Source organism: Mesorhizobium sp. P3_A8, assembly GCF_056402995.1.
The window spans coordinates 720567-736450 of record NZ_JBFUGI010000002.1; the positions used below are offsets into that span (position 1 = coordinate 720567).

A 15884-nucleotide genomic window follows, 5' to 3' on the forward strand; every position below is an offset into this window, starting at 1 on the left:
GTTCTCCTCTCATTGTTGTGGTCAGGCTGTATTGCGGCGCGTCGCGCCAAGCCCGCGATGACGCAGGATCTCGGCTGTACCGGCGACGATGAAGGACACGGCCAGGATCACCGTCCCGAGCGCCATGACTGTCGGCAGCGATCGGGGAAAGCGCAGCTGGCTCCAGATGTATAGCGGCAGGGTCGGCTCGGTGCCGGCGAGGAAGAAGACGACGATGAATTCGTCGAAGGAGATCAGGAAGGCAAGCATGAAGGCCGACAGCACGGCCGGCAGGCTGAGCGGCAGCATGACGCGCCGAAACGTCGTCCAGTCGGAGGCGCCGAGGTCGAGCGCCGCCTCGCGAACCGTCTTCGGGATGGCGGCGAAACGGCTACGCATGATCACCACGGTGGTCGGCAGCGCCACCAGTATGTGGCCGAGCACGATGGCTATGCGCGATGGTCCGAGGCCAACGAGATTGATGAGGATCAGCAGCGATATGCCGACGATGACGCCGGGAATGAGGATCGGCAGCCGGGCGATGGCGCTGATGGTGGCGGCAAGCGGCGAGCGGCCATAGAGGTCCATATAGGACACGGTGATGCCGCACAGCGTCGCGCCGGAGGCGGCGATGGCGCCGATCACGAGGCTGTTCAAGAGCGCACCCGACAGCGCCGGATTGCCATAGAGCGTCTCGTACCATTGCAGCGTGAAACCCTGCAGCGGAAACGCAGCCTGGATGGAATCGTTGAAGGAGAACAGCGGGATCAGCAGGACTGGCAGATAGAGGAACACCAGATAGGCAAGCACGTAGAGGCCGAGCCAGCGGCCATCCGGTTTCGTGCTGGCGCGTTCCGTTTTCATGTTCGGCTGCCAAACCGGCGGTCGGCGCCGCGCGCGACCAGCACCACGACGAGGATGACCAGCATCACGCAAACCGAAAGTGCCGCGCCGAACGGCCAGTCATTGGCCTTGCCGAACTGCGACTGGATCAGCGAGCCGATCATGGTGCTGGTCGGGCCACCGACCATTGCCGGGGTGACATAGTCGCCGACCGTCGGCACGAAGACCACGAGCGCAGCCGCCAGCACGCCTGGCATGGAGTTCGGCAGCACGACACGGCGGAACGCGGTGAACGGCCGCGCGCCAAGGTCGGAAGCAGCCTCGAGCAGCGATTTCGGGATGGTGTCCAGCGCCACATAGATCGGCAGGATGGCAAACGGCGCGTAGGCGTGGGCGAGCGTGACGACGACGGCGGCCGGAGTGTTCAGGAAAGCCAATGTCGGCTGAGACCAGATACCGCTTTCGATCAGCGCCGAGTTCAAGACGCCGTTGTAGGCGAGCACGATCTTCCAGGCGAAGACACGCAGGAGATAGCTGGTCCAGAACGGCAGCGTCACCAGGAACAACAGCAGGCTACGCCGCCGCCCGGCATGGAAGGCAAGATAGTAGGCGACGGGATAGGCGGTGACGACGGTTGCGAGCGTCACCAGGCCGGCAATGACCAGCGAGCGCAGCGTCACCGTCCAGTAGAGCGGATCGGTGACCACGATGGCGAAGTTTTCGACGGTCAGCCCAACGCCGAGCAGCGAGCCGTCATTGCCGCGGAAGGCGAGGAACAGCACCAGGCCCAGCGCAAACAGGATGAGCAGGAAAGTGACCAGCGCCCCCGGCAGCAGCATGGCTAGCCGAAAGCCGGAGGAAGACCGGGCCTCTGACGCTTGCGTTGCAACTAGGGTCGACATCGACCTGCCCACCAAGAATTTGAAATTTGCTAAGACTTTTTCATATTCATGAAACTGTCAAGCGGAATCCTGCTGGAGGATGATGTGATCAACGTCTCAAGTTCGCCGAGACCGCAGCGACGCCGGGTTTGATGTGCCATATGAAAATCCATCGAAGCTTTCATGCTCTTGAAAACATTTTTCGGTTTCTGCGATGCCTGACGCACACCTGTCGACGAACGGCCGGAATTTCGCAGCCCAAACACAGCACGTTGGATCACCATCAATGGGATAGACCTTTGAGCGGAATCCGGTGAAAGTGCCGCGCCGATCCGGCAAGCCCGCATTTTCGATGATTAGAGGACCGCACGCATGACGAACCCGACGCATCTGCCCACCGAGGGCCTTTTTGTCGGCCGCGCCAAAAGCGCCTCGCATCCGCTGGTGGTCACGGTGCGCGACGGCACGGTCTTCGACATCACCTCGAGCGCGGCGCCGACCGTGCGGGACATCTGCGAGATGGCCGATCCGGCCGGGCATGTGCGCTCGGCCAAGGGCAAGCCGATCGGCTCGCTCGATGATATCGCGGCCAACAGTTTTCAGGCCACGCGCGATCCGGCAAAGCCCTATCTGCTCTCCCCGGTCGACCTGCAGGCGATCAAGGCGTCGGGCGTGACCTTCGTCGTCAGCCTGCTCGAGCGGGTGATCGAGGAACAGGCGCGCGGCTCGGCGGAAAAGGCCGACGCCATCCGCGCCGACATTGCCGGGCTGATCGGCCATGATCTGTCGAAGCTCAAGCCCGGTTCGCCCGCGGCGATGGAGATCAAGGCCAAGCTGATCGCCCGCGGCGCCTGGTCGCAATATCTGGAAGTCGGCATCGGCCCCGACGCCGAAATCTTCACCAAGTGCCAGCCGATGGCCTCGGTCGGCTTCGGCGCCGATGTCGGCCTGCACCCCGTCTCGACCTGGAACAATCCGGAGCCGGAGATCGCCATGATCGCCGCCTCAAGCGGCAGGATCGTCGGCGCCACCATCGGCAACGATGTCAATTTGCGCGACGTCGAAGGGCGCTCGGCACTGCTGCTCGGCAAGGCCAAGGACAACAATGCCTCCGCGTCACTAGGCCCGTTCATCCGCCTGTTCGACGACACGTTCTCGATCGACGATGTGAAGCAGGCCGTCGTGCGCCTGAAGGTCGAGGGCGATGACGGGTTCTCGCTGGAGGGCGCAAGCTCGATGGCCGAGATCAGCCGTTCTCCGGAAGAGCTGGTTGCCGCCGCCATGGGCCCGCACCACCAGTATCCGGACGGGCTGGCGCTCTATCTCGGCACCATGTTCGTGCCGTCGAAGGATCGCGGCGAAAAGGGCAAGGGGTTTACCCACAAGGTCGGCGACATCGTCACCATCTCGTCGGAGAAATTCGGCGCGCTGGTCAACCGTGTGCGGCTGTCGCCCGATTGCCCGCACTGGACCTATGGCGCCAGCCATCTGATGCGTGACCTGGCGAAGGCTGACCTTATCTAGAATCTGTCTAAAACGGCCGCAATCAACACAATTTTATGCGGAATCCCAGTGACGGCGGACGCAATCCACTTCAAGATCGCGGTGCGGTCGGGGGGCCGTTCCGATGTCCGATTCGCCGATCCTGTTCGTGCGCACCGTCGCCAAACGCTTTGGCGGCACGGTCGTGCTCGAAGACATGAACCTTATGGTCGAGCGCGGCTCGATCCACGCGCTGGTCGGCGAAAGCGGCGCCGGCAAATCGACGCTGACGAAAGTGCTGGCGGGCATTGTCCGGCCAGACCGTGGCATCATCGAATTTGACGGCAAGACCGCGACCATCGACAACCCAAATGCGGCGCGGAAGCTCGGCATTGGCGCTGTCCTGCAACAGCCGGGGCTGTTTCCCGAGCGCCCGGTGCTGGCCAATCTGTTCGTCAATCGCGAGCCGGTTCACAACGGGCTGATCTCGCGGCGCGAAATGGAGGCACGTAGCCGTGACCTGCTTCGCCAGCTTGGTCTCGATGTCGATGTCCATGCCCCGCTCGGCGATCTCGGATCCGGCGAACGGCAGTTGGTCGCGATCGCCCGCGCGCTTCTGGAAAATCCGAGGCTGCTCATCCTTGACGACCCGAATTCGGCGCTCGACCAGCGCCAGGGCGAGCGGCTGTTCGCGGTGCTGCGCGGGCTGAAAGCCAGGGGCATGAGCATGCTCTACGTGTCGAACCGGCTGGACGATGCACTTGCGATTGCCGACCAGCTGACGGTGATGCGCAACGGCCGTGACGTGTTGTCAAAGGCGCGGCAGGAGTTGACGGCTTCCGAGGAAGTGATGATCGGCCAGTTGCGCCAGTCGCTGTTCCCGCTGCCGCTCAGAGCCCTGCCTACGTTAGCCGGGACGCTGCGGCCGCAGGTCACAATCGACGGGCTCAGCGGCGGCAGACTGAATGGGATCAGCTTCACCGCCCGCGCGGGCGAGATTGTCGGGCTTGCCGGGTCCGGTGCGCAGGATCTGCTTGCCCTGTTGTTCGGGCTGCGCAAGGCACGCCAGGGCAAGGTGCGTTTTCCCGATGGCGATGGCTTGCCAAGAACGCAGACGGAAGCCGCACGGCGCAACATCTGCATGATTTCAGGCGAGCGCGGCAACGGGCTGATGCCGGAAAAATCCATCGCCTTCAACATGGCGAACGTCGTCGTCGGTGCGCGCGACTGGGGATCACGCTGGTATTCGCCCCAAGCAGCGCTCGGCCGGGCCGCGCGGCAGATCGAGGCGCTGCGCATCAGGAGCACGCCGGAAATGCCGGCGGGCTCGCTTTCGGCTGGTGGCCAGCAGAAGGTGATCATCGCCAAATGGCTGGAAATCGGCCCGCAGGTGGTGCTGCTCGATGAGCCGGCCCGCGGCATCGACATCGGCAGCAAGCAGGAGATCTACGCGCTTATCCGCCAGATGGCGGCCAGCGGCTGCATCGTGCTGCTGCATTCCAACGAGCTGTCCGAATTGACCGGGCTCTGCGATCGCATCTTGGCATTGCACCAGGGCAGGCTGGCCGGCGAAATCGCCGGCGACGACATGGATGTGGGCAGGCTTCTGAAGCTGATCACGGCAGGCAAACCTGCGGACGAAAACCGACAAACCAGCCGAGAGAGTGCAGCATGACCAGGACCGATACCGCGCCGCTGCTTGCCGGTTCCGCGAACCGTCGGCCTGGACGCCGTATTCGGCTGCCGGCCGAGACCGGTGCTGTCGTTGCCCTCGCCCTGTTGGTCGCACTGCTTGGCTGGCTGAGCCCCGCCTTCCTCGAACCGGCCAATCTGGTCTCGGTGCTGGGCCAGGCTGCTCTGCCCGGCCTGCTGGCGATCGGCATGGTGTTCGTGCTCGCCACACGCGAAATCGACGTTTCGGCCGGTGCGGTGTTCCATCTCTCAGCGACCTCCACCGCCTTGCTGATGGTTGCCGGAGTGGACCCCTGGCTTGCCGCGCTGGCGGGTGTCGCAGCTGGCGCCGGCCTTGGCCTGATCAACGGCCTGCTGGTGATCGCGCTGCGCCTGCCGGCTCTGCTGGTGACGTTGGGCACATGGTGGATGATCCAGGGCCTGTCGCTGGTCGTCGGCAAGGGGCAGACAATCGCACCGCCGGGCTCCGATGTCCTGGCCACGCTGTCGGGCAAGGCGTTCGTCATTGTGCCGGTGACAGGCATCGTCCTTGTCGTGCTGGCGCTGGCGATGCATGTCGTGCTTCACCGCACCCGTTTCGGCTACCGGGTCCAGGCTGTCGGCAGCAATCCGCAGGCTGCCGCCCATGCCGGCATTCCAACAGGCAAGGTCAGGGTGCTGACGCTGGTGCTGATGGGTGCGATGGCCGGGCTTGCCGGCGTGATCCATGTCGGTGCCCAGGGCGCCATTGCCCCCGGTGACGGCAGCACGTTCGCACTGCTGGCGATCGCGGCGGCGATCATTGGCGGCACATCGCTTTCGGGCGGCAACGGCAGCGTCATGGGTGCCGCGATCGGCATGCTGGTGCTGCAGACGATCCTGAGCGCCATGACCTTGCTTGGCGTGGATGCGATCTGGGCCGCCTTCACCACCGGCGCCCTGGTCGTGCTTGCCCTCGCGGTCGATCGGCTGGTCAGGCTGTGGCGCGATCGGCGCACAGATCGCGCCCGGGACAATGCGTTCGGCTGAGCCTCGACGCCAATCATCCGATCGCCCGGAAAAGTCATCGCAACTGATGCAATCTGATGGGTCTGCTGATGGCGTCGCGTCAGGCGCCAACTACATCTGCAGATGGAGGCTTGCCATCCGTCGAAAAAGGGAATGCTCTGAGGCATCCGAGCGGCGCTGGCAAAAGACGCAATCCGGCCGAAGCCGGAATAAGGGACGGATCATCTTCAACCGGGAGGAAATCAAATGCTGACAAGACTAAGACTTGTGCTCTACGGCCTGCTGGTCGCGCTGACGCTCATTCCGGCAGCGGCGCAGGCCAAGACGTTCTACTGGATTTCACATGGCGGCCCGGCCGATCCGGTCTGGACCTACTTCCTCGCCGGCGCCAAGCAATGGGCGAAGGACACCGGCAACACCGTCAACACCTCGTTCCACAATGGCGATGTCGCCTCCCAGCAAGAAGCGGTCCGCGCCGCGCTCTCGGCGAAGGCCGACGGCATCGTCACCACCAGCCCAGATCCGGGCAGCCTCGTCGAGATCGTCAAGGAAGCCCGCGCGGCCAACATCCCGATCATCAACTTCAACACGCCCGATCCAAAAGCCAATTTCAATGCCTATGTCGGCGGCGACAACGTCACCTTCGGCAAGCATTGGGCGCAATATCTTGTCGACAAGGGCCTGGTGAAGAAGGGAGACTTCGTCTGGATGCCGGTCGAGATCCCCGGCGCCACCTATGGCGTCCAGGAAGAGGAAGGCATCAAGAGCGTCTTCGGACCGCTCGGCATCACCTATGAAGTGACCGAAGCGACGCTCGACCAGGCCGAGGTCATCAACCGCATGGTCGACTACCTCACCGCCCACAAAGGCAAGATCAACGCCATCATCGGCCTTGGCGACCTCGTCACCGGCTCGATCAAGCGGGTCTTCGACCAGGTCGGCGTCAAGCCTGGCGAAATCCCTGTCGTCGGCTGGGGCAATTCGCTCGACACCACCCAGGAAGTGCTGAACGGCTACGTCAATGCCGGCCAGTGGCAGGATCCGCAGGCGACCAGCTATGTCGCGCTGTCGCTCGCCAACATGGCCGCGTCAGGCATTCCTCCGGGCTTCAACGTCATCACCGGCGCGCTCTACGAAAAGGACACCGCGCAGGTCTACGACAAGATCCTGTCCGGCAAATAACATCCCAGACCCAGGCAGTCGCGACCCTATCCACGGTCGCGACTGTCTTGTCCATTCGCCGAGCCTCGCCGGAACTGGCGCAGGTGTCAGCCATTCCCATCATGTCGCGGGTTATCAGTGGAAAATCATTCGCTTGTCCAACGCCTGATTGCGCGGCCTGAATTCGGCCCCTTCGTGCTGCTCGTCATCGAGATCGGCGTTTTCTGGGGCTTCAACCACGATTTCCTGTCACCGCAGAACATCTCCAACACGCTGGCCTTCACCGTCGAGCTCGGCTTGATTGCGCTGGCGATGACATTGCTGATGACATCAGGCGAATTCGACCTTTCCGTCGGGTCCCTGTTCGGCTTCTCGCCGGTGCTGATGTGGACGCTGTTCAACAGCGGCCTCACCTCGCTGGAAATGGGCTTCGTCGTCGCGCTGGTGGTCGCCGCCTTGATCGGCTTGGTCAATGGCTGGTTCGTCACGCAGCTCAAGATACCGTCCTTCCTGGTGACGCTCGGCATGCTTCTGGTGGTGCGCGGCAGCGCGCTTTTCATCACCGACGGTTTTCCGCAGCGCACGTGGAGCGCCGAGGGCAGCTGGCTGGCGGAAGCGCTGGTCGGCGACTTCTTCATCGGGCCGTTCCGCATCTACATGTCGCTGTTCTGGTTCATCGCGGCGGCGATCGCGCTCGGCTATGTGCTGACGCAGAGCCGGACCGGCAACTGGATCCAGGCGGCCGGCGGCAATCCCAACGCGGCGCGCGCCCGCGGCGTCAATGTCAACCGCGTCAAGATCGGCCTGTTTGTGCTGTCGTCGCTCATGGCGTCGCTCGCCGGCGTCATCTCCTCGCTACGCACCTCCGCCGCCAACCCCAACAGCGGCACCGGTTACGAGCTCGAAGTCATCGCCATGGTGGTGATCGGCGGCACGGCGCTGACCGGCGGGCGCGGTACCATCATCGGCACCGTGCTCGGCATCCTGATCCTGCGCGTGATGCGCAACGGCATCGTGCTGATCGGCGTGCCCGGACTTGCCTACAACATCTTCATCGGCGCGATCATCCTTGGCATGATGGCGCTCCATTCATGGCTGGAACGCCGGCATCAGGCAGGGACTTGAACCATGGCCGAGCCATTGATCCGCATGCAGAACATCCGCAAGTCCTATGGCCGCGTGCAGGCGCTGGAGGATGCTAATTTCCATGTCAACGAGCGCGAGATCGTCGGCCTGCTCGGCGACAATGGCGCCGGCAAGTCGACACTGATCAAGGTTTTGTCGGGCGCCGTGCCGCTGACCAGCGGCGACATCTTCATCCGTGGCAAGAAGGTCAGCCTGCGCAGCACCAGCGACGCCATCGCCCATGGCATCGAGACGATCTATCAGGACTCGGCACTGGTCACGCAGCTGTCGATCGCCCGCAATCTTTTCCTCGGGCGCGAGCCGATCAAACCGCCGCGTTTCCTCAACCGCATGGACCAGGAGGCGATGAACACTGTCGCCCGCGACCTGCTCAAACAGGTCGGCATTTCGAAGAACATTCCGCCGACGACGCCGATCGGTTCGCTCTCCGGCGGCGAGCGACAGGCGGTGGCGATCGCGCGCGCCATGCATTTCGACAGCGACCTCATCATCCTCGACGAACCGACCAACAATCTCGGTGTCGCCGAAACGCAAGGCGTGCTGAGCTTCGTGCGCAGCGCCCGCGATTCCGGCCATTCCTGCATCTTCATCGCGCACAACATCCACCATGTCTTCCAGGTGGTCGACCGCATCGTCGTCATGCGCCGGGGCAAGGTGGTCGCCGACGACATCGACCCGAAGAAGACAAATGTGACGGAAGTCGAACGGATCATCACCGGCATGTCGGACAAGGAAATCCGCGACGCCGTCGCCGACGGCAAGCCGTCGCACTGAGGACGGAGCGGAACCGTCTTGTCGAAGCAGCCGAATGCGTATTGTGGTGATGGGTGTCGATCACCGGTCCCTCAGATTACATCGCCTGCCACATCGGCTTATCTGGCGCGCCATCGTATCGGCGCATAGGGTTGCGTCATGAAGGCCACCGTCACTGACATCGCCAGGAATTGCGGACTCTCGACCGCGACGGTCGACAGGGTGCTCAATAACAGGGCCGGTGCCAGTGCAGCCAACCGGCAGCGCGTCATGGAGGCCGCCAAGCAGCTTGGCTATTTGCCGGTCGCTGATCAGGTGACGCTTCCTTCGAAGCCCGCCAACCTCGAATTCTTCTTGCCGATCGGCAGCAACGCCTTCATGCAGGATTTGGCAAGGCACATCGAGGACTATGCATCGCGCCTGCCGCTGGTCGCGTCCTGCCGGATCCACAACCTCGCCGGCATCTCGCCGAACGCGCTGCAGAGCGCCGTCGAAAACCTGTCGCTGAAGGCCAATGGCGTCGGTGTCATCGCCGTCGACCACCCCCGAACCCGCAACATCCTGCGCGACATCGTCGAGGCCGGCATTCGCCTGGTGACGCTGGTGTCCGATATTCCGACCGCTCCCCGCTCGGCCTATGTCGGCATCGACAACCGGGTGGCTGGACGAACGGCGGCACTTCTTATGGGTCGCTTCCTCGGTGGTCGCGAGGGCCATCTGGCGATGGTCGTCGGCTCGCGCTCCTATCGCGGCCATGAAGAGCGTGAAATGGGCTTTCGCTCGGTGCTTGGCGAGGAATTTCCCAACCTGACCGTCAGCAGCGCCGTCGAGATCAATGACGAACCGGACGCCAGCTATGCCGAGACCATGAAGGCGCTGCACAACGAACCGGAACTGCTTGGCATCTATTGCGTCGGGGCCGGACGCTCCGGCGTGGCGAAGGCCATCCGCGAATCCAGGCCCAACCGCAAGCCGGTGTTCATCTGCCACGACCTGACCAAGCAAACGCGTGGCTATCTTGTCGACGATCTCGCCGACGTCGTCATCGACCAGAACGCCAGGCTGATCGCCGAACAGTCGGTCATCCGTCTGCTCGGTTCCATTGCCTCATCGGCGCCCTATCTCACCCGTAAATTCATCGAGCCGCGCCTGATTTTCAGGGAAAACGTGCCGGTGCAGTGAGGCGGAGGAGCCCGCGCCAGCCGGCTCCCCGTATTTGTAGGATAATTGGTACGGCAAATCTGCACAGCTGCTATGCACAATTCATTGTTGCCGAATCATTGGGCAACTCGTAGGTTCTGGTTGTCGGCCATCTACTCCTCCCAGATGCGATGCCGACGCTGAATGGGGTGCACCTCCTCCCGCGCCACATTCGAAATCGAGCCCGCTGCCACCTCCTCCCGGCAGCGGGCTTTTTTCGTTCAAACGGGAGAAATAGCCGTTATCACCGACGCCAAAGCGCGCCACGCATCGCGCTCGACCGCACGATGGAATGGCGCGTCAGCGGCGGTTCAATTCAACCGGCGGCGGTGCCCCGGAAGGAAACGATCAGCCCCTCGGCCATGCGCACGAACTGCGTGCTCGGCCCTTCGGTGCCCACCGTCTGCACGCTGACGCGCGCGCCTTCAAGCAGCAACGACAACGTATCGGCGAGCAGCTCAGCCTGACCGATGCCGGCATCGCGACACATCGTTACAAGGCGGTCGCGCTGGGCTTCCTTGATTTCCTTGATGACACGCCTGGCCGGATGGTCCGGCTCGGTCAGCTCAGCGGCGGCATTGGCCATGTCGCAGCCGCGGCCGTCAGCCGTCAGGCAGTCAGCGGCCATGCGGATCCAGGCATGCAATTGTGCGAGCTTGTCACCGGGAAACTCGGCTTCGAACCCTTCCCACATCGCGCCGGCCTTGGACGCGGTGGCGCGCAGGCACTCGACGATCAGTTCGTCCTTGGATTCGAAGTGACGATAGAGCGTCATCTTGTTCGTGCCGGCAGCTTCGGTGATGGCGTCGACGCCGACGCCCTTGATGCCATGCTTGTGGAACATGTCACGCGCCGTCTCCAGGATTCGATCCCGGGGACGTGAGCGCTCCACGACGCCGTCTGTCATCATGATCTCCTTTCGTTTCCTAAAAACCACGGCCACCTCTTGACTAGGGTGTTACCGGTCTGTAACTATGCAAATGTTACTTACTGGTAACACCTATGTCGCCTTCCGTCAATAACAAGGCCGTGACTGGTCCTGCCAGATCGGAATGAGCGAAAAACTGCGGTTCATGCGGCTCCGGCCGGTGAAGAGATGAAAAACGGTTCGCGAGCATGGGCTGCGAATCGACAGACAAGGAGCCGGCCAATGCCACAGCGCCGCGATCTTACCATAGATGAGGCCGTCCGGGATCCGATGATCCGGCTGGTCATGAAGGCAGATGGGGTCGACCCCCGCGCCTTCGAGACAATGCTTCGCTCGCTTGCCGATGGGCAGCGTCGCGAGGTGCCGTTGCTGCGGTCACGGGAAGCCTCCCGTGACGGGCACGGCCAGTTGTCCAGGGTTGCCAGCGCCTTCGGGCGGGCAAGAGCAGCCGGCGAGGCATGTGTGTCGTGGTAAACTTCTTCATCCACCGTCCGATCTTCGCCTCGGCGATCGCCATCATCATGGTGCTCGCCGGGACGATTTGTTATTTCCTGCTGCCGGTCTCGCAGTTTCCCGACATCACGCCGCCCCAGGTCGTGGTCAGCGCCCACTATCCGGGCGCCAGCGCGCAGGTCGTGGCCGATACGGTGACGACGCCGCTTGAGCAGCAGATCAACGGCGTGCAAGGCATGACCTACATGTCGTCGACGAGCTCCAATGACGGCTCCTCGACCATCACCATCACCTTCGATGTCGGCTATTCCCTGAGCACCGCCGCCGTCGACGTCCAGAACCGCGTCTCGCAAGCGGCCTCGTCGCTGCCGGCGATCGTCAACCAGGGCGGCGTGACGATCAAGAAGCAGAACCCGAACTTCGTCCTGATCGTCAACCTCACCTCGCCCGACAAGTCCATCGATCCGGTGGCGCTCTCGAACCTTGCCTATCTGCAGGTCGTCGATCCGCTGAAGCGCCTGCAAGGCGTCGGCGACGTGCAGATCTTCGGCGAACGGCGCTATTCGATGCGCGTCTGGCTCGACCCGGACAAGCTCGCCAATCTCGGCATCACCGCCGTCGACGTGCAGAATGCCATCGCCGAACAGAACGTCCAGGTGGCGGCCGGCAAGATCGGCCAGTCGCCGGCGCCCGCCGGCACCGCCTTCGAAATGCAGGTCAACGCCGTCGGCCGCCTGAGCGACCCGAAGGAATTCGGCGACATCGTGGTGCGCGCCAACACCGACACCGGCTCGCTGGTGCGGCTGCGCGACGTCGCCCGCATCGAACTCGGCGCGCTGCAATATTCGTCCTCGGCCTTCTTCGGCAAGGACCCCACCGTCGTGCTCGCTGTCTATCAGATGCCCGGTTCCAACGCGCTCGACCTTCAGCAGCGCGTCAAGGACAAGATGCAGGAGCTGTCCGGCCGTTTCCCGAAGGGCGTCGCGTACGCGATGCACTACGACACGACGCGCTTCGTCTCGGCCTCGATGCATGACGTGCTGATCACGCTCGGCGAAGCCCTGGTGCTTGTCGTCGCCGTGGTGTTCATCTTCCTCCAGAGCTGGCGCACGACGATCATCCCGACCATCGCCATTCCGGTGTCCTTGGTCGCGACGCTTGTCGTCATGGAGATGATGGGCTTCTCGCTCAACATGCTCTCCCTGCTCGGCATGGTGCTGGCGATCGGCCTTGTCGTCGACGATGCCATCGTGGTGGTCGAGAATGTCGAACGACAGCTCGAGGCCGGACTGAAGCCACTGGCGGCGACCAAGGCCGCCATGGCCGAAGTCACCGGCCCGATCATTGCCACCACCGCCGTGCTGATGGCGGTGTTCGTGCCGGTCGCCTTCATTCCCGGCGTTTCCGGAAAGCTCTACAACCAGTTCGCCCTGACGGTAGCGATTTCGGTCGGTATTTCCGCCTTCAATTCGCTGACACTCAGCCCCGCGCTCAGCGCCGCCTTCCTGCGCCATCGCGGCGCGACGCAATTCGTGCTGTTCCGCTGGTTCAATACGGGCTTCGACAAGCTGTCGCATGCCTACGCCCATGGCGTGCGCATTCTCATCCGCTTGCGCTGGATCATGCTCGGCCTGTTCGCGGCCGGGCTGGTTGCCACCTATTTCGTCTGGCAGAAGCTGCCCTCGACCTTCCTTCCGGTCGAGGACCAGGGCTATTTCTTCGTCGTCATCCAGTTGCCCGACGGTGCCTCGCTGGAGCGCACCGACGCGGTGGCGCAGAAGGCGCGCGACATCCTGCAGGCAACGCCCGGCGTCGACATTGTCGGCTCGATCAGCGGCCTGAACTTCCTGACCAGTGCCGCGCAGTCGAACTCGGCGGTCGAGTTCGCCATTTTGAAGCCCTGGGAGGAGCGTACTCCCGACCAGAGCGCATCGAAGCTGGTTGCCGACGTGCGCGGCAAGCTGTTGCAGATACCGGAAGCCTTTGCGTTGAGTTTCGATCCGCCTTCGATACCGGGTATCGGCACCACGGGCGGCTTCGAATTCGTCGTCGAGGATCTCACCGGCCGCGGTAGCGCGGCTCTCAACGACGCGACGCAAGCCGTGATCGCCGAGGCGCGCAAGCAGCCGGAAATCAATCCGCAGCAGTTGTTCTCGCCGTTCTCGACCTCGACGCCGCAGTTCAACTACGACCTCGACCGCAGCAAGGCCAAACTGCTTGGCCTCAATCTGCCCGATGTCTTCAACACGCTGCAGATCTATCTCGGCTCGCTCTACGTGAACGACTTCAACCTGTTCGGCCGCACCTTCCGGGTGACCATCCAGGCCGACAAGGATGCACGTGCGGGTGCTGCCGACATTTCGCGGCTCTATGTGCGCAATGCTTCGGGCGGCATGGTGCCGCTCAGCACACTGGGCAAGCTGGTGCCGTTCGTTGGGCCGGAAACCGTGCCGCATTACAACAACAATGCTTCGGCCTCGATCAATGGCGGTGCCGCACCGGGATTCTCTTCCGGCCAGGCCGTCGCTGCCATGGAACGGGCCGCGGCCACTGCACTGCCCAGGGATTTCGGTTTCGAATGGACCGGCATCACCTTCCAGGAGCTCAAGGCAGGATCGATCGCGTCCGTCGTCTTCGGCCTCGCCATCGTCTTCGTCTTCCTGATCCTGGCGGCGCAGTATGAGAGCTGGGCGATGCCGTTCATGGTGCTGCTGGCGGTGCCATTGGCGTTGTTCGGCGCCTTCGCAGCCCTCTGGGTGCGCGGCATGCAGATCGACGTCTATTCGCAGATCGGCTTCGTCATGTTGATCGGCCTGGCGGCCAAGAACGCCATCCTGATCGTCGAGTTCGCCAGACGGCGGCGCGAGGAAGGCCTCAGCATCGTCGAGGCGGCGATGGAAGCCGCGCGGCTGAGACTCCGGCCGATCCTGATGACCGCCTTCGCCTTCATCCTCGGCGTGCTGCCGCTGATGTTCGCGACAGGCGCCGGTGCTGCAAGCCGCCAGTCGATCGGCACCACCGTGTTTGGCGGCATGGTCGCCGCGACCATCCTGTCGCTGGTGTTCGTGCCGGTCTTCTACGCGGTCATCGAACAATTGCGGGAGCGCCGCGAAAGCGGCGAACCCGCCTCCTCCCAGCATACTGAACCAGCTGCCGAAACCGCCTTCCCTCCCCTGGCGGAAGCGGCCGAATAAGATTGGAGACTAATTATGCGTAAATGGAAAATCGCGTTGGGAACGGCTGTCGCACTGGGTGCGATCTCGGTGGCCAGCGTCCACCTGCTTGACATGGGCAACCTCAGGCTCAGCGCCAGTACGGCTGGGGCTGCGCCCGCTCCAGCGGCATTCGTCATGCCGGTGCCGGTGGCGAGCGTGATCAAGAAGACGATCCCGATCTATCTCGACTATGCCGCCCGCATCGAGCCTATCCGCAGCATCACGCTGCAGGCACGCGTGCCTGGCTATCTGCAGGAACAGACAGCGCAAGACGGCGCCGACGTCCGCCAGGGCGACCTTCTCTACAAGATCTCGCCTGACGACTTCCAGGCCGCGCTCGACCAGGCGAAAGCCCAAGTCCAGCGCGATACGGCGACGCTCGACTATGCGCGGTCCAATCTCGGCCGCGGCACCGAGCTGGCCAAGAGCGGTTACCTGGACAAGGACAGCTTCGATCAGCGCACCAGCACCTTGCGCGAGGCGCAGGCATCGCTGGCGCTCAACCAGGCGGCCGTGCGCACGGCGGAGCTCAATCTGAGCTATGCCGAGATCCATGCGCCGTTCACCGGGCGCCTGGGCCGCAACCAGGCCTCGGTCGGAACGCTGGTCAGCGTCGCCGGCACGGTGCTCAACACGCTGGTGCAGCTCGACCCGATCTATGTCACCTTCAATCCGAGCGAGACGGATCTGACCGAGATCGAGCAGGCCCGCGCAGATGGCCCGATCGAGGTCGAGGTTCTGCTTCCCGGTGAAACCGAGACCAGCCAGAAGGGCGAACTCACCTTCATCGACAACACGGTCGACCATTCGACCGGCACGATCACCGCCCGCGCCACCATCGGCAATGCGAAGTTCACGCTCATGGCCGGTCAATATGTCCGCGTGCGACTGCATATCAGGCAGCAGCCGGACGCACTGATGGTGCCGCAGACGGCGCTGGGTTCGAGCCAGCTCGGCAAGTATCTCTACGTCGTCGGCAAGGGCAACACGGTCGACCAGCGGCTGGTCTCGCTCGGCCCGACCAGCGGCGATCTGGTGGCTATCCTGAGCGGCGTCGCTGAAGGCGACCAGGTGATCACAGGCAATCTGCAGAAGATCGGACCTGGAATGCCGATCTCGCCACTGCCACAGAAACCGGCTACCTGAACCCCCCGCAGGCCCGGT

The 15884-nt window shown here is 63.3% G+C and carries 12 protein-coding genes; 9 read left to right on the forward strand and 3 right to left on the reverse strand.

The annotated features are described in order from the left end of the window. Window positions 1–21 precede the first annotated feature (21 nt). Both AC1DX4_RS07675 and AC1DX4_RS07680 read right to left on the reverse strand, forming a co-directional pair. Window positions 22–843, reverse strand: a complete 822-nt coding sequence (locus AC1DX4_RS07675) for an ABC transporter permease (protein WP_477219724.1) — start codon at window positions 841–843, stop codon at window positions 22–24. After that, window positions 840–1724 carry an ABC transporter permease gene (locus AC1DX4_RS07680; RefSeq protein WP_477219725.1) on the reverse strand — a complete coding sequence of 295 codons (885 nt, stop codon included), beginning with the start codon at window positions 1722–1724 and terminating at the stop codon, window positions 840–842. The genes AC1DX4_RS07675 and AC1DX4_RS07680 overlap by 4 nt, the downstream gene beginning before the upstream one ends. 351 nt (window positions 1725–2075) lie before the next feature. On the opposite strand from AC1DX4_RS07680, the gene AC1DX4_RS07685 reads away from it, so the two are divergent. From AC1DX4_RS07685 to AC1DX4_RS07715, 7 genes are all read left to right on the forward strand, one after another. Further along, the gene (locus AC1DX4_RS07685; protein ID WP_477219726.1) at window positions 2076–3227 is read left to right on the forward strand and encodes a fumarylacetoacetate hydrolase family protein; all 1152 of its coding nucleotides are present in this window, start codon (window positions 2076–2078) and stop codon (window positions 3225–3227) included. Between the two features lie 103 nt (window positions 3228–3330). Further along, complete coding sequence (locus AC1DX4_RS07690) at window positions 3331–4860, forward strand: sugar ABC transporter ATP-binding protein (protein WP_477219727.1); 1530 nt, start codon at window positions 3331–3333, stop codon at window positions 4858–4860. Then, window positions 4857–5885 (forward strand): ABC transporter permease, encoded by a 1029-nt coding sequence (locus tag AC1DX4_RS07695; protein ID WP_477219728.1) that lies wholly within the window; start codon window positions 4857–4859, stop codon window positions 5883–5885. The genes AC1DX4_RS07690 and AC1DX4_RS07695 overlap by 4 nt, the downstream gene beginning before the upstream one ends. 225 nt (window positions 5886–6110) lie before the next feature. Continuing rightward, window positions 6111–7046, forward strand: coding sequence for a substrate-binding domain-containing protein (locus AC1DX4_RS07700; RefSeq protein WP_477219729.1), 936 nt, complete (start codon window positions 6111–6113; stop codon window positions 7044–7046). Window positions 7047–7163: 117 nt separating this feature from the next. Beyond that, the gene (locus AC1DX4_RS07705) at window positions 7164–8150 is read left to right on the forward strand and encodes an ABC transporter permease (RefSeq protein WP_477219730.1); all 987 of its coding nucleotides are present in this window, start codon (window positions 7164–7166) and stop codon (window positions 8148–8150) included. A gap of 3 nt (window positions 8151–8153) precedes the next feature. Further along, window positions 8154–8945, forward strand: coding sequence for an ATP-binding cassette domain-containing protein (locus tag AC1DX4_RS07710; RefSeq protein WP_477219731.1), 792 nt, complete (start codon window positions 8154–8156; stop codon window positions 8943–8945). 138 nt (window positions 8946–9083) lie between these two features. Further along, window positions 9084–10106 carry a LacI family DNA-binding transcriptional regulator gene (locus tag AC1DX4_RS07715; protein WP_477219732.1) on the forward strand — a complete coding sequence of 341 codons (1023 nt, stop codon included), beginning with the start codon at window positions 9084–9086 and terminating at the stop codon, window positions 10104–10106. Between the two features lie 334 nt (window positions 10107–10440). On the opposite strand, the gene AC1DX4_RS07720 is transcribed toward AC1DX4_RS07715, so the two are convergent. Continuing rightward, the gene (locus AC1DX4_RS07720; RefSeq protein WP_477219733.1) at window positions 10441–11031 is read right to left on the reverse strand and encodes a TetR/AcrR family transcriptional regulator; all 591 of its coding nucleotides are present in this window, start codon (window positions 11029–11031) and stop codon (window positions 10441–10443) included. Between the two features lie 488 nt (window positions 11032–11519). On the opposite strand from AC1DX4_RS07720, the gene AC1DX4_RS07725 reads away from it, so the two are divergent. Next, complete coding sequence (locus AC1DX4_RS07725; protein WP_477219798.1) at window positions 11520–14699, forward strand: efflux RND transporter permease subunit; 3180 nt, start codon at window positions 11520–11522, stop codon at window positions 14697–14699. Window positions 14700–14714: 15 nt separating this feature from the next. After that, the gene (locus AC1DX4_RS07730) at window positions 14715–15866 is read left to right on the forward strand and encodes an efflux RND transporter periplasmic adaptor subunit (protein ID WP_477219734.1); all 1152 of its coding nucleotides are present in this window, start codon (window positions 14715–14717) and stop codon (window positions 15864–15866) included. The last annotated feature ends 18 nt before the right edge of the window (window positions 15867–15884 follow it).

Bases quoted from the DNA above. Each gene is read 5' to 3' on its own strand.
- AC1DX4_RS07715 (WP_477219732.1), top strand. From the start codon at position 9,084: ATGAAGGCCACCGTCACTGACATCGCCAGGAATTGCGGACTCTCGACC.
- AC1DX4_RS07690 (WP_477219727.1), top strand. From the start codon at position 3,331: ATGTCCGATTCGCCGATCCTGTTCGTGCGCACCGTCGCCAAACGCTTT.
- AC1DX4_RS07700 (WP_477219729.1), top strand. From the start codon at position 6,111: ATGCTGACAAGACTAAGACTTGTGCTCTACGGCCTGCTGGTCGCGCTG.
- AC1DX4_RS07675 (WP_477219724.1), bottom strand. From the start codon at position 843: ATGAAAACGGAACGCGCCAGCACGAAACCGGATGGCCGCTGGCTCGGC.
- AC1DX4_RS07720 (WP_477219733.1), bottom strand. From the start codon at position 11,031: ATGACAGACGGCGTCGTGGAGCGCTCACGTCCCCGGGATCGAATCCTG.
- AC1DX4_RS07680 (WP_477219725.1), bottom strand. From the start codon at position 1,724: ATGTCGACCCTAGTTGCAACGCAAGCGTCAGAGGCCCGGTCTTCCTCC.
- AC1DX4_RS07730 (WP_477219734.1), top strand. From the start codon at position 14,715: ATGCGTAAATGGAAAATCGCGTTGGGAACGGCTGTCGCACTGGGTGCG.
- AC1DX4_RS07695 (WP_477219728.1), top strand. From the start codon at position 4,857: ATGACCAGGACCGATACCGCGCCGCTGCTTGCCGGTTCCGCGAACCGT.
- AC1DX4_RS07710 (WP_477219731.1), top strand. From the start codon at position 8,154: ATGGCCGAGCCATTGATCCGCATGCAGAACATCCGCAAGTCCTATGGC.
- AC1DX4_RS07685 (WP_477219726.1), top strand. From the start codon at position 2,076: ATGACGAACCCGACGCATCTGCCCACCGAGGGCCTTTTTGTCGGCCGC.